We start from the raw sequence: 21,868 nt of genomic DNA, 5'->3' as shown, positions 1-21,868 counted from the left end.
GGCACCGTCCGCACGGGCGATAATGGGGCGATGGAGATCCTCGCGTGACGGAAACGACGACGACGTCCTCGACCGCTGCCCTGCGCAGACTGGTCCCGCGGATCTTCTCGCGTGCGCAGCCCTCCGGTGCTGTCGACACCCTCGTCCGCACCGTCCGGATGCACCATCCCAAGAGCGACATCGCGCTGATCGAGCGCGCTTACTCGGTCGCGGAGCGGGCGCACGCGAACCAGAAGCGCCGCAGCGGCGAGCCCTACATCACTCATCCGCTGGCCGTCGCGCAGATCCTCGCCGACCTCGGCATCGGCTCGAAGACGATCGCCGCCGCGCTGCTGCACGACACCGTCGAGGACACCGACTACCAGCTCGACGAGCTCCGCGCGGACTTCGGCGACGAGGTCGCGATGCTCGTCGACGGCGTCACCAAGCTCGACAAGGTCAAGTACGGCGACAGCGCGCAGGCCGAGACCGTCCGCAAGATGATCGTGGCGATGTCGAAGGACATCCGCGTCCTGATCATCAAGCTCGCCGACCGCCTCCACAACGCGCGGACCTGGGGCTTCGTCCCCGCCGAATCCGCCGCCCGCAAGGCCACCGAGACTCTCGAGATCTACGCGCCGCTGGCGCACCGCCTCGGCATCCAGGCGATCAAGTGGGAGCTCGAGGACCTGTCCTTCGCGGTGCTCTACCCCAAGATCTACAACGAGATCGAGAGCCTGGTGAAGCGGCGGACGCCGCAGCGCGAGGAGTTCGTGCAGAACGTCATCGACCTGATCAGCGAGGACCTGCGGGCCGGGCGGATCCGCGGTCGCGTCGTCGGCCGGCCGAAGCAGTACTACTCGATCTACCAGAAGATGGTCGTCCGCGGTCGCGAGTTCGACGAGATCTACGACCTGGTCGGCATCCGAGTCCTCGTGAACTCGGTGCGCGACTGCTACGCCGTGCTCGGCTCGATCCACGCCCGCTGGACGCCGATGCCGGGCCGGTTCAAGGACTACATCGCCACTCCGAAGTTCAACCTCTACCAGTCGCTGCACACGACGGTGGTCGGGCCGAAAGGCCGCGCGGTCGAGATCCAGATCCGCACCAACGAGATGCACCAGCACGCGGAGTTCGGCATCGCGGCGCACTGGAAGTACAAGGAGCAGATGGCCACCGGCAAGGTGCCCACCTCCGGATCGAACGACACCGACCTCGCCTGGCTCGCGCACCTCTCGGACTGGCAGTCGGAGACCACCGACCCGAACGAGTTCCTCGACTCCCTCCGCTTCGAGATCGGCGCCAAGGAGGTCTACGTCTTCACCCCGAAGGGACGCGTGATCGGCCTGCCGACCGGTGCGACCCCGGTCGACTTCGCCTACGCGGTGCACACCGAGGTCGGGCATCGGACGATGGGCGCCAAGGTCAACGGGCGCCTCGTGCCGCTGGAGTCGGCTCTGACGACGGGCGACGTGGTCGAGGTCTTCACCTCGAAGAACCCCGACTCGGGACCGAGCCAGGACTGGCTCCACTTCGTGCAGAGCCCGCGGGCCCGCAACAAGATCCGGCAGTGGTTCACCAAGGAGCGGCGCGACGAGGCGATCGAGCAGGGCAAGGACTCCATCGCCCGGGCGATGCGGAAGCAGAACCTGCCGCTGCAGAAGCTGATGAGCCAGGACACCTTCACCGAGGTGGCCAGCCAGCTGCGCTACAACGACGTCGAGGCGCTCTACGCGGCCGTCGGCGAGGGCCACGTCTCGACCCAGTCGGTGCTCGAGAAGGTCGTCTCCTCCATCCAGGGCGATCCGGAGTCGGACGAGAACGAGGTCACCCTCCCGCGCTCGCCCCGGCCGCGGAGCCGGAGCAGCGAGTCGGGCGTCCTCGTGAAGGGCGCGCCGGACATCCTCGTGAAGCTCGCGAAGTGCTGCACCCCGGTTCCGGGCGACCAGATCGTCGGATTCGTGACGCGGGGAGCCGGCGTCTCCGTGCACCAGGCGAACTGCCACAACGTGCAGGAGCTGCTGAAGGAGCCGGAGCGGATCGTCGACGTCGAGTGGGCGCCGTCCTCCAAGAGCATCTTCCTCGTGCAGATCCAGGTCGAGGCGCTGGACCGCTCGGGCCTGCTGAGCGACGTGACGCGCGTCCTCTCGGAGCACCACGTCAACATCCTCTCGGCGACGGTCTCCACCTCGAGCGACCGGCTGGCGATCAGCCGGTTCGTCTTCGAGATGGGCGACACCACCCACCTGGACCGCGTGCTGAACGCCGTGCGCCGGATCGACGCCGTCTACGACGTCTACCGGGTGAACGCGGGCTGATCCCCGGGCGGCGCCTCGCCGAGCGCCGCCCGCAGCCGTCGTCCGACGATCCTCCGTCCGGCGACGGCGCTGCCCTCCTCCAGCCTCGCGAGGACGGCGTCGAGGCCGGTCCGGGTGCTCCGAGAGAGCGCCCGGAGGATCGCGCCCGCGTCCTCCGTCCGGGCGAGGTCGATCAGGGTGCGGGCAGGCGACGTGACCGGCGCGCCGCCGAGAAGGACGACGTCGTCCTCGTCGAGCAGGACCTCGTGGCAGCGCAGGCGGGGGTTCGACGGCGCCTGCCGGCGCTTCCGCCGGTCGATCGAGGCGCTGTGCACCGGCGGTGGGCCGTGCGTCGCTCCGTGCACCCACGCGGCGGAGAGACGATCGGCGACGGCGCCGCGGGGGAGCAGCGAGCGCAGGGAGGCGGCCCGCTCTGGCGCCCCCAGGGGCAGGTCCGCGACGAGGAAGCCCTCGTCGAGCGCGACCAGCTCGCCATCGAGGCGGGCGGCGTACAGCTCCGCGAGGGGGAGGTGCCCGGGGAGGAGCACGGAGGGGAGGCGCATCCGGCCATGCTGGCCGATGCACCTCCCCTCCGGAGCGTCGCGAGCGGATCTGTGGAGGGATCCGCCGGAGCGGATCTAGCCGATCGCGTCGAGCCAGACCTTGCGGGCGTCGAGCGCCTCCTGAGCCTGGGCGATCGCGCCGCGGTCGCCGCGCGCCTTCGCTTCGTCGAGCTCGTCCTGCAGCTTCTGGATCGCGGCGGTCAGCTGCGAGGCGAGACCCTCGGAGCGGGCCTTGCGCTCCGGGTTGCTGCGGTTCCAGTGCTCCTCGTCGAGCTTGCGGACATGCGCCTCGACCTTGCGGAGGCGGTCCTCGACGGTACGCACCTGCTCGCGCGGCACGCGGCCGACGGCGTCCCAGCGCTCCTGGATCGAGAGCAGCACCCGCTTGGCCTTCTCGCGGTCCTGCTCCTGCAGGAGCGGCTCCGCCTCCTCGAGGAGGGCGAGCTTGAGGTCGAGGTTCTCGGTGTACTCGACGCTCTCCTGCGCGACGATCTCGGCCTTGGCGCCGTAGATCGCGTCGCCGGCGGCCTTGAAGCGCGCCCAGAGCGCGTCGTCGAACCGCTTGCCGGCACGGCCTGCGACCCGCCAGCGCTCGAGGAGCGCGCGGTAGTCCGGGATGGCGTTGGCGCCCTGGGGCACCAGCGCCTCGGCCTGGTCGATGAGCGCCTGCTTGGCCTGCTTGGCCTCGCGGTGCGCGGAGTCGAGGTCGGCGAAGAACGCCTTGCGGTTCTGCTCGATCGTGGTGCGCGCACCGCGGAACCGGCGCCACAGCTCGTTCGCATCGTTCTTGGGCAGGCGCGGACCCTGCTGCTGGTGGTTCTGCCAGCGGGCGAAGAGGTCGTCGATCGCGGCGCTGGCCTGCTTCCACTGCGTCTTCGCCGGGTCGACAGCCGCCAGGGCCTCGGCCTCGGCGACGATGGCCTCGCGGTAGGCGAGGGCCTCGGACAGCGCGGCCTTCGACTCGGCCGCCTGCTGCTCGGTCAGATCCTCGACGGAACCGCTCAGCGCGTCGACCCGGGTCTGCAGCGACTCGAGGTCGCCGACCGCGTTCGCCTGCGCGATGGCCGCGGACAGCGACTGCACCGTGCGGGCGACGTCTCCGGCGGGTGCGCCCCGCTTGGCGCGCTGCTCGAGCAGGGAGACCTGCCCGGCGAGCTCCGTGTACTTGCGCTCGTAGTAGGCGAGCGCCTCCTCGGGAGTCGCATCGGGGTACTGGCCGACCTCTCGCTCCCCGTCGCCGACGCGGACGTAGACCGTCCCGTCGTCGCCGACCCGTCCCCACGGCTGCTGGTCACTCATCGCTCGGAGCCTCACCTTGCTGTTCGATGTCGTGCTTCTCGGTGCCCGTCGCGTCGTCGGCCGGTGGGGCTCGACGGCCGGAGGGCCGAAGACCGCGCTCGGCCGCGAACGGGCAGTGACGACAAGCCTATTGCACTCCCCGCGCGGGCGGACCGTGGCGACGCCGCGGGTGCGGCTACTGGACGGAGACGGAGGTGATGGTCACGGGCTCGGCGGGGGCGCCGTCACCCGATCCGTCGGCCGTGCCCTTCGACACGACGTCGCTGACGAGGGCGTCGAGTCCCGAGGTGACCTGCCCGAGCACGGTGTACCCGCCGGCCGCGTCGGCGGGCAGGGTCGTGTCCTGGTAGACGACGAAGAACTGGCTGCCCTGGCTGTAGCCGTTGCCGCCCTGGCGGGCCATCGCGATGGTCCCGGCCGGGTAGACGCCGTCCTCGGGCGCGTTCTCGACGGGACCGTAGCTGTAGCCCGGTCCGCCGGTGCCGTCGCCGTCCGGGTCGCCGCACTGGAGGACGTAGAGGCCCTCCGTGGTGAGGCGGTGGCAGGAGACGCCGTCGTAGAAGCCGGACTGCGTCAGCGAGATGAAGGAGGACACCGCCTGCGGGGCGGCGGCGCCGGCGAGCGTGATGCCCAGCGGGTCCTCGCCGATCGTGAGCGTGCCCGTCCAGTCGCGGCCCTCGGCGATGTCGGAGGAGGGGACGTCGCCGGTGTTCGACCCCGTCGCCTCGGGCGTCGGGGTCGCGGAGGAGGAGGAGGTCGGCTCGGCGACCGGGGTGCCGGGGCCGCCGGAGAAGTAGAGGATCTGGGCGACGACCGCGAGCCCGATCACGACGACGGCGGCGATCGCCGCGATCACGTTGTCGCGCACACGCCGCTTCTGCCTCGAGCGGTGGAGGCTCTGACGGGCCTGGTAGGCCCGGAGCCGGGTGCGCGCCTCGCGGTCGTTCGACTTGCCCTGGGCCACGTGTTCCTCCGACGTCCTCGTCCGCGCGGCTTCGGCGCGGCGGCCCGCGCACGCAGGCCGCGTCGAGCCTACGAGAACCGCCGGAGGCGCGACAAACGCCGCTCCGTCGCGCCGGGCAGTCGGGCCGGGGCTCTGTCGGAGGCCGTCGTTACGCTGGGGGCATGACCATGCAGCAGGCCGGACTCCGCTCCGGGGCGACTCCGCTCGCCGTGCGGATGCGGCCGCGCAGCCTCGAGGAGGTCGCCGGCCAGCGCCACCTCCTGACGCCCGGCTCGCCCCTGGTCGCCCTCGCCGCCGACACGACGGGGGAGCGGGGAGCGGTGTCCGTGATCCTCTGGGGCCCTCCCGGCACGGGCAAGACCACGCTCGCGCAGGCGGTGGCCCACTCCAGCGGCCGCCGCTTCGTCGAGCTCTCCGCCGTCACGGCGGGCGTGAAGGACGTGCGGCAGGTGATGGAGGAGGCGCTCTCCACCCGCGACCTCTACGGCACGTCCACCGTGCTCTTCCTCGACGAGATCCACCGCTTCACCAAGGCGCAGCAGGACGCACTGCTGCCCGGGGTCGAGAACGGGTGGGTCATCCTCATCGCGGCCACGACCGAGAACCCCTCGTTCTCGGTGATCGCGCCGCTGCTCTCGCGCTCGCTCCTGCTGACCCTCGAGCCGCTCAGCGACGACGACCTGGGCGTCCTGGTCGACCGCGCCCTGCACGACGAGCGGGGTCTGCGCGACTCGGTGACGCTGGAGGAGGAGGCCCGGGCGAGCATCGTGCGGCTCGCCTCCGGAGACGCCCGGCGGGCGCTGACCGCGCTCGAGGCCGCCGCCACCTCCGCCCGCTCGGAGGCCCGCGAGGCCGACCGGGTCGCCCGCGCCGCCGCCGCGGAGGACCCGGACGAGGAGGACGAGGACGACGAGGGCGCTCCCGTCGAGGCCGCCGCCGCGGAGCCCGCGCTCCCCGTGATCACGACCGAGGTCGTCGCGCGCGCCGTCGACCGCGCCCTGCTGCGCTACGACCGCAACGGCGACGAGCACTACGACGTCATCAGCGCCTTCATCAAGTCCATCCGGGGCTCGGACGTCGACGCGGCGCTGCACTACCTGGCCCGGATGATCGAGGCGGGGGAGGATCCGCGGTTCATCGCCCGCCGCATCATCGTCTCCGCGTCCGAGGACATCGGCATGGCCGACCCGCAGGCGCTCGTCGTCGCGATCGCCGCGGCGGACGCCGTGCAGTTCATCGGCATGCCGGAGGGGCGCATCCCGCTCGCCCAGGCGGTCGTGCACCTGGCGACCGCCCCGAAGTCGAACGCGTCCTACTCCGCCATCGACGCGGCCATCGCGGACGTGCGCGCGGGCCGCGCGGGCCGCGTGCCGGCGCACCTGCGCGACGCGCACTACCCCGGCGCCAAGAAGCTCGGCCACGGGAAGGGCTACCGGTACCCGCACGACGCCGACCTCGGCGTCCTCGAGCAGCAGTACCTCCCGGATCCGCTCCAGGGCGCGCGGTACTACCGGCCCACCGAGCACGGCAACGAGCGCGACGTCTCCGCACGCCTGGCGAAGCTCCTGCGCATCATCCGCGGCGACCGGGGCTGACCGCGCTGACCACGAGCTCGCGCGACCCGCACGGGAGGCCGTGGCCTGATAGTCTTGCGAGGTTGCCCACCGCTCTGTAGCCGAGCGGAGCAGCGCATCCCTCTGAATCGCGCAGCCCGCCACTGCGGTCACCCTTCCCCCGCACCCGCGGAGGACACGACCGCGGCGACCGCCCTCCTCCCGGAGCCGGCGGTCGAGAGCTGCGACCGAACCTCTCAGACCTTGGAAGGACCACTGTGTCGACCACGTCCCGTACCCGCTCGAAGACGCGCCTCTCGCGCGCCCTCGGCATCCCCCTGACCCCGAAGGCCGCCCGCTACCTCGAGAAGCGTCCCTACGCTCCCGGTGAGCACGGCCGCTCGAAGCGCAAGGCCGACTCCGACTACGCCGTCCGCCTCCGTGAGAAGCAGCGTCTGCGCGCCCAGTACGGCATCCGCGAGAAGCAGCTCCGCATCGCCTTCCAGGAGGCGCGCCGCACCCAGGGCCTGACCGGTGAGAACCTGGTCGAGCTCCTCGAGATGCGCCTCGACGCCCTCGTCCTGCGCTCGGGCTTCGCCCGTACCACCGCGCAGGCCCGCCAGTTCGTCACCCACCGCCACATCATGGTGGACGGCAAGACGGTCGACCGCCCCTCCTTCCGCGTGAAGCCGGGCCAGGTCATCCACGTCAAGACCCGCTCCGAGGGCACCGAGCCCTTCCAGGTCGCCGCCGCCGGTGGACACGTCGACGTCCTCCCCAAGACCCCGGGCTACCTCGAGGTCGAGATCGACAAGCTGCAGGCGACGCTCCTGCGCCGCCCGAAGCGCGCCGAGGTCCCCGTGACCTGCGAAGTGCAGCTCGTCGTCGAGTACTACGCGGCCCGCTGAGTCCAGCCCCGCAGAGAAAGGCCCCGGTGTCCGCACCGGGGCCTTTCCCGTTCCCGGGGTCGCGATCCGGAGTGCCCGCCGCGCTCCGAGAGTCCCGCGCTGCGCCCGATCCGGCCGTCGCACCCGAGCCGAGCGCCGGTCCCCGGGTCCGCCCGCGTCGCGGCCCGTCGGTAGGCTGGAGTGCCGCGCTGGGCGGCATCGAACGGAGGTCACCGTGACCGGTGGAGACATCGCAGGGCTCATCGCCGCGGGGGTGTTCGCGATCCTGGTGGCGATCACCGCCGTCCCGCTCTGGAAGCTCGGGCGCGTCTTCGACAGCACGAGCGAGGCCATCAAGCAGGCCAGCGACGGCCTGACGCCGATCCTCGACGAGTCGGCCTCCACCCTCCGCGAGGCCAACCACCAGCTCGCGCGGGTGGACACGATCACCAAGGACGTCGCCGAGGTCACCGGCAACGTCAACGCGCTCGTCGCTCTCACAGCCGCGACCGTCGGCGGTCCGCTCATCAAGCTCGCCGGCTTCACCGCCGGAGTCCGCGCCGTGCTCGTCGCCGGACGCACGGCCGACAAGGCCGGAGCCGCGGTCGGCCGCTCCGCCGCGAAGCGCACGAAGCGGCCGCGCTCGAAGTAGCGCCGCGCCCGCGCCCTAGAATCGAACGGGTCGTCGCGCCGTCGCGCCCGCTCCGCCGCTGTGGAAGGACACCCCGTGAAGAACATCCTCCTGATCGTCATCGGGATCGGCCTCGGATTCGCGGTCGCCCACCAGGTCTCGCGCACCGAGGCGGGCTCCCGGCTCTTCGCCGACATCAACCGCACCGCGAAGGAGCTCGGCGAGGCCGTCTCCGAGGGCTACCACCAGCGCGAGGCCGAACTGAAGGCCGCCATCGGCGAGGGCTGACGCCCCGCCGCCCGACATCCGCGTCGTCACCGACCGAACCGTAACGGAACCCATGCAGACCGCAGACATCCGCAACCGCTGGCTCGACTTCTTCGGGAGCCGCGGCCACACCGTGGTCCCCTCCGCCTCCCTCGTGAGCGAGGACCCGAGCCTCCTCTTCACCGTCGCCGGCATGGTGCCGTTCGTGCCCTACCTCACCGGAGTGGTCCCCGCGCCCTACCCGCGTGCCACCAGCGTGCAGAAGTGCATCCGCACCAACGACATCGAGGAGGTCGGCAAGACGCCTCGTCACGGCACCTTCTTCCAGATGAACGGCAACTTCTCCTTCGGCGACTACTTCAAGGAGGGGGCGATCGGCTACGCCTGGGAGCTGCTCACCGGCGCCGAGAGCGACGGGGGACTGGGCTTCGACGAGAAGGACCTCTGGGTCACCGTCTACAAGGACGACGACGAGGCGATCGCGCTCTGGAAGACGATCGCGGGACTGCCGGACGAGCGCATCCAGCGCCTGGACAAGGACACCAACTACTGGTCGACCGGCCAGCCCGGCCCCGCCGGCCCCTGCTCCGAGATCTTCTTCGACCGCGGCCCCGCCTACGGGATCGACGGCGGCCCGGCGACGGACGACGACCGCTACGTGGAGATCTGGAACCTCGTCTTCATGCAGTACCTCCGCGGCGAGGGCACGAGCAAGGTCGACTTCGACATCCTCGGCGAGCTGCCGCGCAAGAACATCGACACCGGCATGGGCCTCGAGCGCGTCGCCTTCCTCAAGCAGGGCGTCGAGAACATGTACGAGATCGACCAGGTCCGTCCGGTCCTCGACCGCGCCGCCGAGCTCTCGGGCCGCCGCTACGGAGCCGTCCACGAGGACGACGTCCGCATGCGCGTCATCGCCGACCACGTGCGCTCCTCGCTGATGCTGCTGTCGGACGGCGTGACGCCGTCCAACGAGGGGCGCGGCTACATCCTCCGCCGCCTGATGCGCCGCACGGTGCGCGCCATGCGCCTGCTCGGAGTGGACACCGCGACGTTCCCCGAGCTCTTCGCCGCCTCGCGCGACGCGATGGCGTCGGCCTACCCCGAGGTGTCCACGGAGTTCGAGCGCCTCTCGACCAGCGCCTACGGCGAGGAGGAGGCGTTCCTCCGCACCCTCGCGGCCGGCACCGAGATCCTCGACCTCGCGGTCCTGAAGACGAAGAAGGCCGAGTCGCCGACGCTGCCGGGCGACACCGCGTTCCTCCTGCACGACACCTTCGGGTTCCCGATCGACCTCACCCTCGAGATCGCCGAGGAGTCGGGTCTGACGGTCGACCGCGAGGCGTTCGATTCCCTCATGACCGCGCAGCGCACGCGTGCGAAGGCCGACGCGAAGTCGAAGAAGTCGGCGCTGGCCGATCTCTCGGTCTACGCCGACTTCCGCGCCCACGGCGAGACGCTGTTCACCGGCTACGACGTGCTCGACACCGAGACGCGCATCCTCGGCCTCATCGTCGGCGGGCACTCCGTCACGAAGGCGGTCGCGGGCGACATCGCCGAGGTGATCCTCGAGGCGACCAGCCTCTACGCGGAGTCGGGCGGCCAGGAGGCCGACGCCGGCCGCATCGTCGGCTCCGGCTTCGATCTCGAGGTCCTCGACGTGCAGAAGCCCGTCAAGGGTCTCATCAGCCACAAGGTCCAGGTCGCCAGCGGCGAGGTCGGAGTGGGCGACGCCGCCACCTCCGTCGTCGACCGCGACTGGCGCCGGGGCGCCACGCAGGCGCACTCGGGCACCCATCTCATCCACGCCGCGCTGCGCCAGGTGCTCGGCCCGCAGGCGCACCAGTCCGGCTCCTACAACAAGGCGGGCTACCTGCGCCTGGACTTCTCGTGGAACCAGGCCCTCTCGCTCGAGACCCGCAGCGAGATCGAGGAGATCGCCAACACGGCGATCCGGGACAACCTCGAGGTCGTCACGCGCGAGCTCCCGATCGACGAGGCGAAGGCGCTCGGCGCGATGGCCCTCTTCGGCGAGAAGTACGGCGACGTCGTCCGCGTGGTCGACATCGGCGGGCCCTGGTCGCGCGAGCTCTGCGCGGGCACCCACGTCGGGCGCTCGTCCGAGGTCGGCGTGATCAGCCTGGTCAGCGAGTCCTCGGTCGGATCGACCAACCGCCGCGTCGAGTCGCTCGTGGGCCGCGAGGCCTTCCAGGAGCTCGCCGCCGAGCGCGCCCTCGTCAGCACGATCTCGTCCTCGCTGAAGACCCCGCGCGAGCAGCTCCCCGAGCGGATCGGCGAGCTCGTCGCGAGCCTCAAGGCCGCTGAGAAGCGGATCGCTGCGTTCGAGGCCAAGGCCCTCGCCGACCGGGTGCCCGCCCTCGCCGCGGCCCGTCGCACCGTGGGCGGCACGACCGTCGTCGCCGAGAGCATCGGCTCCGCCGGATCGACCGACGAGCTGCGCTCCCTCGTGACCTCCGTCCGCGAGCGGCTCGGCCAGGAGCCGGCCGTCGTCGCGCTCGCCGCCGACGTCTCGGGCAAGCCCGCGGTGATCGTCGCCACCAACCAGGCCGCCCGCGACCAGGGCCGCCGCGCGGGTGCGCTCGCCAAGCGCGCCGCCGGGATCCTCGGTGGCGGCGGAGGCGGCAAGGACGACCTCGCCCAGGGCGGCGGCTCCGACGTCTCCGCCATCGGCGCGGCGCTCGAGGCCGTGGTGCAGGAAGCGACCAGCTGAATGGGCCGGTTCGGCGTTCGGCTCGGCATCGATGTGGGCCGTGCCCGCATCGGGGTCGCCCGCTGCGACGCCGACGGCCTGCTCGCGGTGCCCGTCGAGACGGTCGCGCGGGCGGGCACTGACGGCGGATCCTCGGACGTCTCCCGGATCGCGCACCTCGCCGCCGAGTACGATGCCCAGGCGATCATCGTCGGACTGCCGTTGTCGCTGTCGGGGGCCGAGACGGCCTCGACGGAGGACGCGCGCGGATTCGCTCGACTGCTCGCCGAGGCGGTGCCCACCGCTCCGGTGCGGCTCGTCGACGAGCGGCTGTCGACGGTCACCGCTCAGAGCGCCCTGCACCGCTCCGGACGCACCACCCGCGGCTCCCGAGCCGTGATCGACCAGGTCGCCGCCGTGGTGATCCTGCAGCACGCCATCGATTCCGAGCGCTCGGCCGGCACCCCGGCCGGGGTCCTGCTCGAACCGAACGAAGGACCTCCTCGTGACCGACGTCCCCCCGAGCCGCCGCGACGCCCGCGCCGCCGAGCAGGCGCAGCCGACTCCGCCCGACCCGACTCCGGAGCAGCAGCCCGCGCCGACTGAGGCGCACGATCCGCTGGGCCGCCTCTTCACCGGGCCCGACGTGCCCGCGCCCCGTGGCCGCGACGACGCGGCCGCGTTCGACCCGGACGCGCGCCCGAAGCGTCGCCGCGCGGCTCGCGCGACGGGCGGCGCGAAGAAGCGCCGCAGCCGCCGCGGGCTCATCGGCGGGCTTCTGGCCTTCGGCGTCTTCGCCGCGCTCGTCGCCATCGCCGTCACGATCTTCCTCGAGCCCGTGCGCGGCCTGTTCGCCGAGCCCGAGCCGACCGACTTCACCGGCACCGGCTCGAGCGAGGTGCTGTTCACGATCCACCAGGGCGACGGCGGCAGCGACATCGCCAACAACCTCGTCTCGGGCGGGGTCATCAAGTCGTACGACCCCTTCTACGACCTGCTCCTCGCCCAGAGCCCGGAGCCCGTCTTCCAGCCCGGCGCCTACTCGCTCAAGGCCGAGATGAGCGCCAAGGCCGCACTGTCGGCGCTGCTCGACTCCGAGTCGACGCGCCTCGCGAACACCTTCGTCATCCCCGAGGGGACGGCGCTCAAGGAGGCGCTGCCGCTCATCGCGGACGGCACCGGGGTCGCGCTGACGGACCTCGAGGCGGCCGCCGCCGACTGGGGCTCGTTCGGGCTCCCGGCCGGGGCGACGAGCCTCGAGGGGTTCCTGTTCCCCGCGACGTACGACATCGACCCGTCGACGCCGGCGCACGACATCCTGAAGACGCTGGTCGACCGGATGTACCAGTCGCTCGACCAGGCCGGCGTGCCGGTGGACGACCGCTACCGCGTCGTGGTGTTCGCGTCCCTCGTGCAGCGCGAGGCCCGCGTCGCCGAGGACTTCCCGAAGGTCGCGCGCGTGTTCCAGAACCGCCTCGACCAGGGGTGGCGCCTGCAGTCGGACGCGACCGTGGCGTACGGCACCGGCGCGACCGACCGCGTCTCGACCACGGACGCCGAGCGGAACGACGCCGGCAACGTCTACAACACCTACCAGCGCGACGGCCTGCCGCCCGCGCCGATCTCGAACCCGGGCGACGTGGCGATCGACGCGGTCATGCACCCCGCGGACGGCACCTGGATGTACTTCGTCACGGTGAACCTCGAGACGGGCGAGACGGTCTACTCCACCACCGACGCCGAGCACAACGCGGCCGTCGACCAGTGGCAGGCCTGGATGCGGGACCACCCGGAGTACCAGTGACGGCCGCCGGGTACCGCCTCGCGGTCCTCGGCGCGCCGATCGCGCACTCGAAGTCGCCCGCGCTGCACGCGGCCGCCTACCGGGTGCTCGGACTCGACTGGAGCTACCGCGCCGTCGAGACGACGGAGGCGACCCTCTCCGAGGTCGTGTCCGGTGAGCCCTGGCACGGCCTGTCGCTGACCATGCCGCTCAAGCACGCGGTGCGCCCGCTGCTGGCGGAGGAGGACACGGTCGCCCGGGTCACCGGCGCGGTCAACACCGTGCTGGTCGACCGCTCCGGTCCGGCACCCCGCCTCCGCGGGTTCAACACCGACGTCGCGGGCATCGTGCGCGCCCTCGCCGAGGCGGGCGTCGTCTCGGCGGAGCGCGTCCAGGTGCTCGGCGGGGGAGCGACCGCCGCCTCCGCCCTGGCCGCCGCCGCCGAGCTGGGCGCGGCGCGGGTCGACCTCGTCCTGCGGACGGCGTCGAGGGCCGTCGAGCTCGCTCCGCTCGCGGAGTCGCTCGGCGTCCTGCTCTCGGTCCGCTCCTTCGCCGACTGGTCCACCGGAGCGCCGCTGGTGATCTCGACGCTCCCCGGCGGAGCGGCGGACGGCCTCGACCTGCCCGACGCGGCGGTCGCGGGCTCGACCCTGTTCGACGTGGCGTACTCCCCGTGGCCGAGCGCTCTCGCCCAGCGCTGGGAGCAGGGCGGCTCCCCGGTCGTCTCCGGGCTCGGGATGCTGCTCCACCAGGCCCTCGTGCAGGTGCGGATCTTCGTCGGCGGCGACCCGGCCCTGCCTCTCGATCGCGAGGACGAGGTGCTCGCGGCGATGCGCCGAGCCGTCTCGGCGGGTCCGGCGCACTGACCTCGTGTGCCAGAATCGGAGGATGCTCCGTTGGCTCACGGCCGGGGAATCCCACGGTCCCGAACTCGTCGCCGTCCTCGAAGGACTGCCGGCGGGCGTCCCCGTCTCCCTCGACGACATCCGCGCCGATCTGGCGCGCCGGAAGCTCGGCTACGGCCGCGGAGCCCGGATGAACTTCGAGCAGGACGAGCTGACGATCTCCTCCGGCGTCCGGCACGGAGCGACGATGGGCAGCCCCATCGCCCTGCGCATCGGCAACACGGAGTGGCCGCGCTGGGTCGACGTCATGTCGGCGGAGCCCCGCGACCCCGAGAGCCTGCCCAAGGGCCGCGGCGCCGCGCTCACCCGGCCCCGCCCGGGCCACGCCGACCTCGTCGGGATGCAGAAGTACGGCTTCCCCGAGTCCCGCAACGTGCTCGAGCGCGCCTCCGCCCGCGAGACCGCGGCCCGCGTCGCCCTCGGCGCCGTCGCCCGCCGCTTCCTCGACGAGCTCGGCGTCTCGCTCGTCAGCCACACCCTCGCCATCGGGCCGGTCCGCGTGCCCGAGGGCTCGCCGCTGCCCGGCCCGGCCGACGTCGCCGCCCTGGACGCGGATCCGCTGCGCTGCCACGACGCCGCGACCAGCGCCCTCATGGTCGCCGAGGTGGATCGCGCCCACGACGACGGCGACACTCTCGGCGGCGTGGTCGAGGTCCTCGCGTACGATCTCCCGCCCGGACTCGGCTCCTACGTGCACTGGGACCGTCGTCTCGACTCCCAGCTCGCGGCGGCCCTGATGGGGATCCAGGCGATCAAGGGCGTCGAGGTCGGCGACGGCTTCCTCACCACCACCCGCCGCGGCTCGGAGGCGCACGACGAGCTCTTCCAGTCCGACGCCGGCATCTCCCGGTCCAGCGACCGGGCCGGCGGCACCGAGGGCGGGATGAGCACGGGGACCGTGCTGCGGGTCCGCGCCGGCATGAAGCCGATCGCGACCGTGCCGCACGCGCTGCGCACCGTCGACGTCGCCACCGGCGAGGCGGCCGGCGCCCACCACCAGCGCTCCGACGTCTGCGCGGTGCCGGCGTCCGGTGTCGTCGCGGAGGCGATGGTCGCCCTGGTGCTCGCGAACGCCGTGCTCGAGAAGTTCGGCGGCGACAGCGTCACCGAGACCCGTCGCAACCTGCAGGGCTACCTCGCCGCCATCCCCGACGAGCTCCGCACGGCCGCCGCGAGCGACCCGGCTCTCGGGCTCGCCTGATGGCCGCGTCCTCGGCGGCCCGCTGATGGCGGGTCACGATACCGGCGCGGCCCGCGCCCGCCTCGTCCTGATCGGCCCGATGGGGGCCGGCAAGACGACGATCGGCAAGCGGGTCGCGAAGGCGCTGAGCGCCGGCTTCGTCGACTCCGACGCGGAGTTCGTGCGCACCCACGGCCCGATCGCCCCCTACTTCGACGCCCACGGCGAGCCGGCCTTCCGCCGCGAGGAGCGCCGTGTCGTCGAGCGCGCCGTCCGCCGCGACGTGGTGCTGAGCCTCGGCGGGGGAGCGGTGCTCGATCCCGCGACGCGCGCCGACCTCGCGGACGTGCCCGTCGTGCTCCTCACCACCACGGCCGAGGCCGTCCGCGACCGGCTCGGCTCCGGCTCCCGCCCGCTGGTGCGCGGCGGGGTCGGCGACTGGGTCCGCATCTTCGACGAGCGGCGCCCGGTCTACGAGTCCCTCGCGGACACCGTGGTCGACACCTCCCGGCGGCCGATCACCCTGATCGCCGCCGAGATCGCGGAGTGGGTGCGCGCGCAGCGCCCCTCCGCCACCCCTGCACCATCGGACCCGGCGGCCACGAGCCGCCCGAGCGGAAGACAGTCATGAACGACGGCACCACCGCCATCCCCGTCGCCGGAGAGAACGGCTACGACATCCACGTCGGGCGCGGACTCCTCGACGGCCTCGCCGACGCGATCGGCCCCCGGGCCGCGAAGGTGCTCATCGTGCACCCGCCGACCCTCGCGGTCCTCGCCGCCGAGATCCGCGAGAGCCTGCTCGAGCGCTACGAGGTGCTGCTCGCCGAGGTCCCGGACGCCGAGGCCGCGAAGCGCGTGGAGGTGGCGGCCTTCTGCTGGCAGGTGATGGGGCAGTCGGACTTCACCCGCACGGACGTGGTCGTCGGCTTCGGCGGCGGCGCGATCACCGACCTGGCAGGCTTCGTCGCCGCCACCTGGCTCCGCGGGGTCGACCTGGTGCAGGTGCCGACCACCGTTCTCGGGATGGTCGACGCGGCCGTCGGCGGGAAGACCGGCATCAACACGGCCGAGGGCAAGAACCTCGTCGGCGCCTTCCACGCGCCGCGGGCGGTCGTCGCCGACCTCGACGTGCTGACCAGCCTCCCGCGCAACGAGATCCTCGCCGGCTTCGGCGAGATCGTGAAGTACGGGATGATCGCCGAGCCGCGCATCCTCGACATCATCGAGTCCGACATCGACCTGGCCACGGACCCGACGTCGGAGGAGTTCCGCAGACTGGTCGAGCTGTCGATCGGGATCAAGGCGCGGGTCGTCGGCGAGGACTTCACCGAGAAGGGCCTGCGCGAGATCCTGAACTACGGGCACACCCTCGGGCACGCGGTCGAGCACGCCGAGCGCTACCAGTGGCGCCACGGCGCGGCCGTCTCCGTCGGGATGATGTTCGCGGCCGAGCTCTCGCGCCTGACCGGATCGCTCAGCGACGCGGTCGTGGACCGCCAGCGCCGGGTCCTCGAGTCGCTGACCCTGCCGACGAGCTACCCGCTCGGACGGTGGGAGACGCTCCTCGCCGCGATGCAGCGCGACAAGAAGACCCGCGCGGGGATGCTCCGCTTCGTGGTCCTCGACGACATCGCCCGCCCGAGCATCCTGCAGGGGCCGGAGACGTCGCTGCTGTTCGCGGCGTACCAGGAGATCGGATCGTAGGTCCGACTCGGCTGAGCCCGGGCGGCGCCGTCAGCCTCCACCCAGGGCGGCCCTCCGCGCCTGTGCGTACTCGGCCTCGGTGATCAAGCCCGCCGCTCGCAGCGCCTCCAGCTCGGCGAGCCGGTCCGCCAGCGGGCGGGCTGAGCCGGGACCCTCGCGCGCGAAGCGGGCCGCGACGTCGGTCCGCAGGGTCGGCGGATCCACTCCGAGCGAGCGCGCCCGGCGCACGTTCACGATGATCAGCACCACGACGAGCACGATCACGACGGCGATGACGATCGGCACCGCGGTGAACGCGATCGAGTACCAGGGCGGCACGACGGTGTCGGCGGGAACGGCGTCCCTGTGCTCCTCCTCGGGTCGGTCCTCCACCGTCTCGCGCTCCGGCGGACAGGTGGGGCGATTCGCACGCGGCGTCCAGACTCCTCTGCCGACGGGGCCGCGTCGACTACACTCGACGGGTCAGCCGGACCGGCCGATTTCGCCGCGCCCGCGTACCGGGCTCGCCGGCGCAGACTTCCACCGAAACGGATCCCCCTTCGCATGGCCTCTACCACCGACATCAAGAACGGCACCGTCCTCAGCATCGACGGCCAGCTCTGGAACGTCATCGACTTCCAGCACGTCAAGCCGGGCAAGGGCGGCGCCTTCGTCCGCACCAAGATGAAGAACGTCCTCACGGGCAAGGTCGTCGACAAGACCTTCAACGCGGGCGCCAAGATCGACACGGCCAACGTCGACCGCCGCGACTTCCAGTACCTCTACCGCGACGGCGCGGACTTCGTGTTCATGGACACCAGCGACTACGACCAGATCACCGTCCCCGAGGCGGTCGTCGGCGACGCGGCGAACTTCATGCTCGAGAACCAGAACGTGACCCTCGCCCTGCACGACGGCGACCCGCTCTACATCGACCTCCCCGCCTCGGTCGTCCTCGAGATCACCTACACGGAGCCGGGCCTCCAGGGCGACCGCTCGACCGGCGGCACCAAGCCCGCGACGGTCGAGACCGGCTACCAGATCCAGGTCCCGCTCTTCCTCGAGCAGGGCACGAAGGTCAAGGTCGACACCCGCACGGGCGACTACCTCGGCCGCGTCAGCTGAGCCGGGCCTCCCGTGAGTGCTCGCACGAAGGCGCGCAAGCGCGCCCTCGACATCCTCTACAACGCCGACGTCCGGCAGATCAGCTTCGCCCAGTCGCTGCGCGCCGAGGCCGAGCGAGCGGCGAACGAGCCGGCCCGTGAGGCCTCGTGGCTCTACGCCCGCGAGATCGTCGACGGGGTCATCGACCACGCCGACGAGATCGACGAGCTGATCGCCCGGCTCGCCCAGGGCTGGACACTCTCGCGCATGCCGCTGGTCGACCGCGCGATCCTCCGGATCGGGGTGTGGGAGATCCTGCACAACGACGCGGTGCCCGACGGCGTCGCCATCTCGGAGGCCGTCGAGGCCGCCACGTCGCTGTCGACCGACGACTCGGCGGGCTTCATCAACGGGCTCCTCGCCTCCGTCGCGGAGTCCCGCACGACGGCCTGACCCGCCCCGGAGACCTGCTCGGCCCGCCGGATCCCCGTGATCGGGCGGGCCGAGGTCGTTCCCGGGCTGCCCGTCCGGCGGGCCGCGCGACGGCCCCTATACTCGACACGGCTTTTCCTTTAACAGCCGTCCTGTGAGGCGGGGAAGGAGGTCGGTGTGACGGCACGAATCGTGCTCAACGGCGCTGACATCACGCGAGCGCTCACGCGCATCGCCCACGAGATCCTCGAGTCGAACCGCGGCCCCGAGTCGCTGGTCGTCCTCGGCATCCCGACGCGCGGCGTCGCCCTCGCGAGGCGCATCGCCGAGACGATCGCGCGGATCGAGCCGGACGGTCCCCCCGTCTTCGCCGGCTCCCTCGACGTGACCATGTACCGCGACGACCTCTCCCGGCACCCGGTCCGCACCCCCGCGCGCACCGCCGTCCCCGCGAGCATCGACGGCCGGACCGTGGTCCTCGTCGACGACGTCCTCTTCTCGGGTCGCACCATCCGCGCCGCCCTGGACGCCCTCAGCGACATCGGCCGTCCGCGAGCCGTGCGGCTGGCCGCGCTGGTCGACCGCGGACACCGCGAGCTCCCGATCCGGGCGGACTTCGTCGGCAAGAACCTGCCGAGCAGCCTGAGCGAGCGGATCAACGTCCGGCTCGTCGAGACGGACGGCGAGGACCTGGTCGCGATCGAGTCGCAGGCCACCGGCGAGGAGACGGCTCCGTGAAGCACCTGCTCTCGACCCGCGACCTCGATCGCGCGAGCGCGATCGCCCTCCTCGACATCGCCGAGGACATGGCGGACGTGCAGAACCGCGAGGTCAAGAAGCTGCCGACCCTCCGCGGGAAGACCGTGGTCAATCTCTTCTTCGAGGACTCCACCCGCACGCGGATCTCGTTCGAGGCGGCGGCGAAGCGGCTCTCGGCCGACGTCATCAACTTCAGCGCGAAGGGCTCCAGCGTCTCCAAGGGCGAGAGCCTGAAGGACACCGCGCAGACGCTCGCCGCGATGGGCGCCGACGGCGTGGTCATCCGCCACAGCGCCTCCGGAGCCCCCGCGGTTCTGGCGGCGAGCGGCTGGATCGACGCGTCGATCCTCAACGCCGGCGACGGGACCCACGAGCACCCGACCCAGGCGCTCCTGGACGCGTTCACCATCCGCAGGCGCCTGCACGGCGCCTCCGCGTCCCGCGGCAAGAGCCTCGACGGCGTCGCGGTCACCATCGTCGGCGACGTCCTGCACTCGCGGGTGGCGCGCTCGAACGTCTGGCTGCTGACGGCGCTGGGCGCCGAGGTGACCCTGGTCGCACCGCCGACCCTCGTGCCGGTCGACACGCGCGACTGGCCCGCGACCATCCGCTTCGATCTGGACGAGGCGATCGACACCGGGCTCCCCGACGTCGTGATGCTCCTGCGCATCCAGCTCGAGCGGATGTCGAGCGGGTTCTTCCCCAACGGCCGGGAGTACGCGCGGATCTGGGGCCTCGACGACGAGCGGCTCGCCCGGCTGGGTCCCGATACCATCGTCATGCACCCCGGACCCATGAACAGGGGCGTCGAGATCTCCTCGGCGGCCGCCGATTCGAGCCGCTCCACGGTGCTCGAACAGGTCACGAACGGAGTGTCCGTCCGGATGGCCGCGCTCTACCTGCTGCTGTCCGGCGAACGGGAGGTCCACTGATGAGCACTGCCCAGCCGCTTCAGAGCACGGCGCCGGAGCGGATCCTGATCTCGGGGGCGACGCTCGCCGACGAGTCGACCGCCGACCTGCTGATCGACGGGGGCGTGATCGTCGAGATCGGCGCCGACCTCGACTCGCGCGGGGCCCGCGTGATCGACGCCGACGGCCTCCTGGCGCTGCCCGGCCTGGTCGACCTGCACACCCACCTGCGCGAGCCGGGGTTCGAGCAGAGCGAGACGATCCTCACCGGCACGCGAGCTGCGGCCGCCGGAGGCTTCACCGCCGTCTTCGCGATGGCGAACACCTCGCCGGTGCAGGACACCGCGGGCGTGGTCGAGCAGGTGCAGAGCCTGGGCGAGGACGCCGGCTACGCGACGGTCCGCCCGATCGGCGCGGTGACCGTGGGTCTGGCGGGGGAGTCGCTCGCCGAGCTCGGCGCGATGGCCCGCAGCCGCGCGGCCGTGCGGGTCTTCTCGGACGACGGGAAGTGCGTCTCGGACGCGCTGCTGATGCGCCGCGCTCTCGAGTACGTCAAGGCGTTCGACGGAGTCGTCGCCCAGCACGCGCAGGAGCCGCGGCTCACCGTGGGCGCGCAGATGAACGAGGGCGCCGTCTCCAGCGCCCTCGGCCTGCAGGGCTGGCCCGCCGTGGCCGAGGAGGCGATCATCGCCCGCGACGTGCTCCTCGCCGAGCACGTGGGCTCCCGCCTGCACGTCTGCCACGTCTCGACCGCGGGCTCGGTCGACGTCATCCGCTGGGCGAAGGCCCGGGGGATCGACGTGACCGCCGAGGTCACCCCCCACCACCTGCTCCTCACCGAGCAGGCCGTCGCCGGCCAGGACGGGCCGAGCTACGACGCCCGCTTCAAGGTGAACCCGCCGCTGCGCCGCGACGAGGACGTGCTCGCCCTCCGCGAGGCCCTCGCCGACGGCACCATCGACATCGTCGCCACCGACCACGCGCCGCACCCCGTCGAGGCGAAGGACTGCGAGTGGGACGCCGCGGCGTTCGGCATGGTCGGCCTCGAGAGCGCGCTGAGCGTGGTGCACGCCGCCGTCGTCGAGGACGGCCGGATGAGCTGGTCCGACGTCGCGCGCGTGCTCTCCTCCGCCCCCGCCCGCATCGGCCGGCTCGACGGCTACGACCGGGGCCTCGCCGTCGGCGCCGCTGCGAACGTCGTGCTCTACGACCCGGAGGCGCGCCGCCGCTTCTCGGTCGAGGACCTGCGCGGCCGCAGCGGCAACTCCCCGTACCTCGGTCGCGAGCTGCCGGGCCGTGTCGTCGCCACCCTCCACCGGGGCTTCCCGACCGTGCTGGACGGCGAGCTCGTCGACGCGGCGGTCGTCGCCGCCTCCGCGAAGGCCTCCCGTGGATAGGGCCGCGATCACGATCGTCATCGCCGCGGTCGTCGTCCTCGTCTTCGTCGGCATGCTGCTCTCCTGGCGCGCGCGGCGCCGCCGCTCGGCCGCTCTCGCGCCGGAGCCCGTGCCCGCGTCCTCGCTGGGCGCCGAGGTCGAGCGCGTCGACCTCCCGTACGTGGCCACGACCCGCTTCGAGCAGCCGCTCGAGCGCGTCGTGCTGCCGGGGCTCGGCTTCCGCGGCAACGCTGTGCTGCGCCTCCACGAGCGCGGCGTCGTGATCGCCCCCGTCGGCGAGCGCGAGACGGTGATCCCGGCCTCCCTCCTGCGCGGAGCGGGCCAGGGCAGCTACGTGATCGACCGCGTCGTCGAGGAGGGCGGCCTGCTCGTGATCTCCTGGTCGCCCCGCGGCGACGAGACCGTCGACAGCTACCTCCGCGTGGCCGAGCCCGCCCTCCGGGCGCACCTGGTCGCCGAGCTGCAGCGCCTCGCCGCGGGCGGGCACCGTGTACTGCTCGTCGGTCGAGACCGAGGAGGAGAGGTTGAGCCCCTGCATCTGCCGGCCGCCGAGGACCAGCG

The 21,868-nt window shown here is 72.4% G+C and carries 21 protein-coding genes and 1 pseudogene; 18 read left to right on the top strand and 4 right to left on the bottom strand.

Translation table 11 applies throughout. From position 1 onward, the window contains the following. Nucleotides 1-44: 44 nt before the first annotated feature. Nucleotides 45-2,297, top strand: coding sequence for a bifunctional (p)ppGpp synthetase/guanosine-3',5'-bis(diphosphate) 3'-pyrophosphohydrolase (locus C5C59_RS15965; RefSeq protein ID WP_104225334.1), 2,253 nt, complete (start codon nucleotides 45-47; stop codon nucleotides 2,295-2,297). Here C5C59_RS15965 and C5C59_RS15960 read toward each other — a convergent pair. The 3 genes from C5C59_RS15960 to C5C59_RS15950 all read right to left on the bottom strand — a co-directional run bounded on the left by C5C59_RS15960 (nucleotide 2,276) and on the right by C5C59_RS15950 (nucleotide 5,102). Beyond that, a complete protein-coding gene (locus C5C59_RS15960; protein WP_104239053.1) occupies nucleotides 2,276-2,839 on the bottom strand; it encodes a type IV toxin-antitoxin system AbiEi family antitoxin in 564 nt (187 codons plus the stop codon). The genes C5C59_RS15965 and C5C59_RS15960 overlap by 22 nt on opposite strands. A 75-nt stretch (nucleotides 2,840-2,914) precedes the next feature. Then, a complete protein-coding gene (locus C5C59_RS15955; protein WP_104239054.1) occupies nucleotides 2,915-4,138 on the bottom strand; it encodes a DUF349 domain-containing protein in 1,224 nt (407 codons plus the stop codon). A 175-nt stretch (nucleotides 4,139-4,313) separates the two neighbouring features. After that, a complete protein-coding gene (locus tag C5C59_RS15950) occupies nucleotides 4,314-5,102 on the bottom strand; it encodes a peptidylprolyl isomerase (protein ID WP_104239055.1) in 789 nt (262 codons plus the stop codon). A gap of 161 nt (nucleotides 5,103-5,263) precedes the next feature. On the opposite strand from C5C59_RS15950, the gene C5C59_RS15945 reads away from it, so the two are divergent. From C5C59_RS15945 to aroB, 11 genes and pseudogenes are all read left to right on the top strand, one after another. Further along, the gene (locus C5C59_RS15945; protein WP_104239056.1) at nucleotides 5,264-6,697 is read left to right on the top strand and encodes a replication-associated recombination protein A; all 1,434 of its coding nucleotides are present in this window, start codon (nucleotides 5,264-5,266) and stop codon (nucleotides 6,695-6,697) included. A 236-nt stretch (nucleotides 6,698-6,933) separates the two neighbouring features. Next, nucleotides 6,934-7,563 (top strand): 30S ribosomal protein S4, encoded by a 630-nt coding sequence (rpsD, locus tag C5C59_RS15940; RefSeq protein WP_068210518.1) that lies wholly within the window; start codon nucleotides 6,934-6,936, stop codon nucleotides 7,561-7,563. 214 nt (nucleotides 7,564-7,777) lie between these two features. After that, nucleotides 7,778-8,194: a DUF948 domain-containing protein gene (locus C5C59_RS15935; RefSeq protein ID WP_104224759.1), complete on the top strand. Its 417-nt coding sequence runs from the start codon at nucleotides 7,778-7,780 to the stop codon at nucleotides 8,192-8,194. A 75-nt stretch (nucleotides 8,195-8,269) separates the two neighbouring features. Continuing rightward, on the top strand, nucleotides 8,270-8,461 hold the full coding sequence (locus C5C59_RS15930; protein WP_104239057.1) for a hypothetical protein: 192 nt from the start codon (nucleotides 8,270-8,272) through the stop codon (nucleotides 8,459-8,461). A gap of 52 nt (nucleotides 8,462-8,513) precedes the next feature. Continuing rightward, nucleotides 8,514-11,171, top strand: coding sequence for an alanine--tRNA ligase (gene alaS / locus C5C59_RS15925; protein ID WP_104239058.1), 2,658 nt, complete (start codon nucleotides 8,514-8,516; stop codon nucleotides 11,169-11,171). Further along, a pseudogene (gene ruvX / locus C5C59_RS15920) lies at nucleotides 11,172-11,645 on the top strand (Holliday junction resolvase RuvX); the annotation flags it as partial. Nucleotides 11,646-11,655: 10 nt separating this feature from the next. Further along, nucleotides 11,656-12,954 carry an endolytic transglycosylase MltG gene (gene mltG, locus C5C59_RS15915; protein WP_181134925.1) on the top strand — a complete coding sequence of 433 codons (1,299 nt, stop codon included), beginning with the start codon at nucleotides 11,656-11,658 and terminating at the stop codon, nucleotides 12,952-12,954. Further along, nucleotides 12,951-13,799 carry a shikimate dehydrogenase gene (locus C5C59_RS15910; RefSeq protein ID WP_258062808.1) on the top strand — a complete coding sequence of 283 codons (849 nt, stop codon included), beginning with the start codon at nucleotides 12,951-12,953 and terminating at the stop codon, nucleotides 13,797-13,799. The genes mltG and C5C59_RS15910 overlap by 4 nt, the downstream gene beginning before the upstream one ends. Nucleotides 13,800-13,821: 22 nt before the next feature. Beyond that, the gene (gene aroC / locus C5C59_RS15905; protein WP_104239061.1) at nucleotides 13,822-15,039 is read left to right on the top strand and encodes a chorismate synthase; all 1,218 of its coding nucleotides are present in this window, start codon (nucleotides 13,822-13,824) and stop codon (nucleotides 15,037-15,039) included. A 25-nt stretch (nucleotides 15,040-15,064) separates the two neighbouring features. Next, nucleotides 15,065-15,649 (top strand): shikimate kinase, encoded by a 585-nt coding sequence (locus C5C59_RS15900; protein WP_104225325.1) that lies wholly within the window; start codon nucleotides 15,065-15,067, stop codon nucleotides 15,647-15,649. After that, on the top strand, nucleotides 15,646-16,725 hold the full coding sequence (gene aroB, locus C5C59_RS15895; RefSeq protein WP_104239062.1) for a 3-dehydroquinate synthase: 1,080 nt from the start codon (nucleotides 15,646-15,648) through the stop codon (nucleotides 16,723-16,725). Before C5C59_RS15900 ends, aroB begins: the two co-directional genes overlap by 4 nt. A 30-nt stretch (nucleotides 16,726-16,755) precedes the next feature. On the opposite strand, the gene C5C59_RS15890 is transcribed toward aroB, so the two are convergent. Further along, complete coding sequence (locus C5C59_RS15890; RefSeq protein WP_104239063.1) at nucleotides 16,756-17,097, bottom strand: SHOCT domain-containing protein; 342 nt, start codon at nucleotides 17,095-17,097, stop codon at nucleotides 16,756-16,758. A gap of 171 nt (nucleotides 17,098-17,268) precedes the next feature. On the opposite strand from C5C59_RS15890, the gene efp reads away from it, so the two are divergent. The 6 genes from efp to C5C59_RS15860 form a co-directional block, all read left to right on the top strand. After that, complete coding sequence (gene efp / locus C5C59_RS15885; protein WP_068210208.1) at nucleotides 17,269-17,829, top strand: elongation factor P; 561 nt, start codon at nucleotides 17,269-17,271, stop codon at nucleotides 17,827-17,829. 12 nt (nucleotides 17,830-17,841) lie between these two features. Then, the gene (gene nusB / locus C5C59_RS15880) at nucleotides 17,842-18,261 is read left to right on the top strand and encodes a transcription antitermination factor NusB (protein ID WP_104224751.1); all 420 of its coding nucleotides are present in this window, start codon (nucleotides 17,842-17,844) and stop codon (nucleotides 18,259-18,261) included. A 156-nt stretch (nucleotides 18,262-18,417) separates the two neighbouring features. After that, nucleotides 18,418-18,978, top strand: a complete 561-nt coding sequence (gene pyrR, locus C5C59_RS15875; RefSeq protein ID WP_104224750.1) for a bifunctional pyr operon transcriptional regulator/uracil phosphoribosyltransferase PyrR — start codon at nucleotides 18,418-18,420, stop codon at nucleotides 18,976-18,978. Beyond that, complete coding sequence (locus tag C5C59_RS15870) at nucleotides 18,975-19,931, top strand: aspartate carbamoyltransferase catalytic subunit (protein ID WP_104224749.1); 957 nt, start codon at nucleotides 18,975-18,977, stop codon at nucleotides 19,929-19,931. Before pyrR ends, C5C59_RS15870 begins: the two co-directional genes overlap by 4 nt. Next, nucleotides 19,931-21,307, top strand: a complete 1,377-nt coding sequence (locus C5C59_RS15865; protein ID WP_104224748.1) for a dihydroorotase — start codon at nucleotides 19,931-19,933, stop codon at nucleotides 21,305-21,307. Before C5C59_RS15870 ends, C5C59_RS15865 begins: the two co-directional genes overlap by 1 nt. After that, nucleotides 21,300-21,868, top strand: a 569-nt coding sequence (locus C5C59_RS15860) for a hypothetical protein (RefSeq protein ID WP_104251321.1), incomplete at its 3' end; no start/stop codon positions are given. The genes C5C59_RS15865 and C5C59_RS15860, both read left to right, overlap by 8 nt.

The organism is Rathayibacter sp. AY1F4, assembly GCF_002931775.1.
In the GTDB taxonomy this organism is placed as follows: Bacteria; Actinomycetota; Actinomycetes; order Actinomycetales; family Microbacteriaceae; genus Rathayibacter.
Note: the sequence above shows the minus strand (reverse complement) of the source record. Positions and strands in the feature narration are given on the sequence as shown.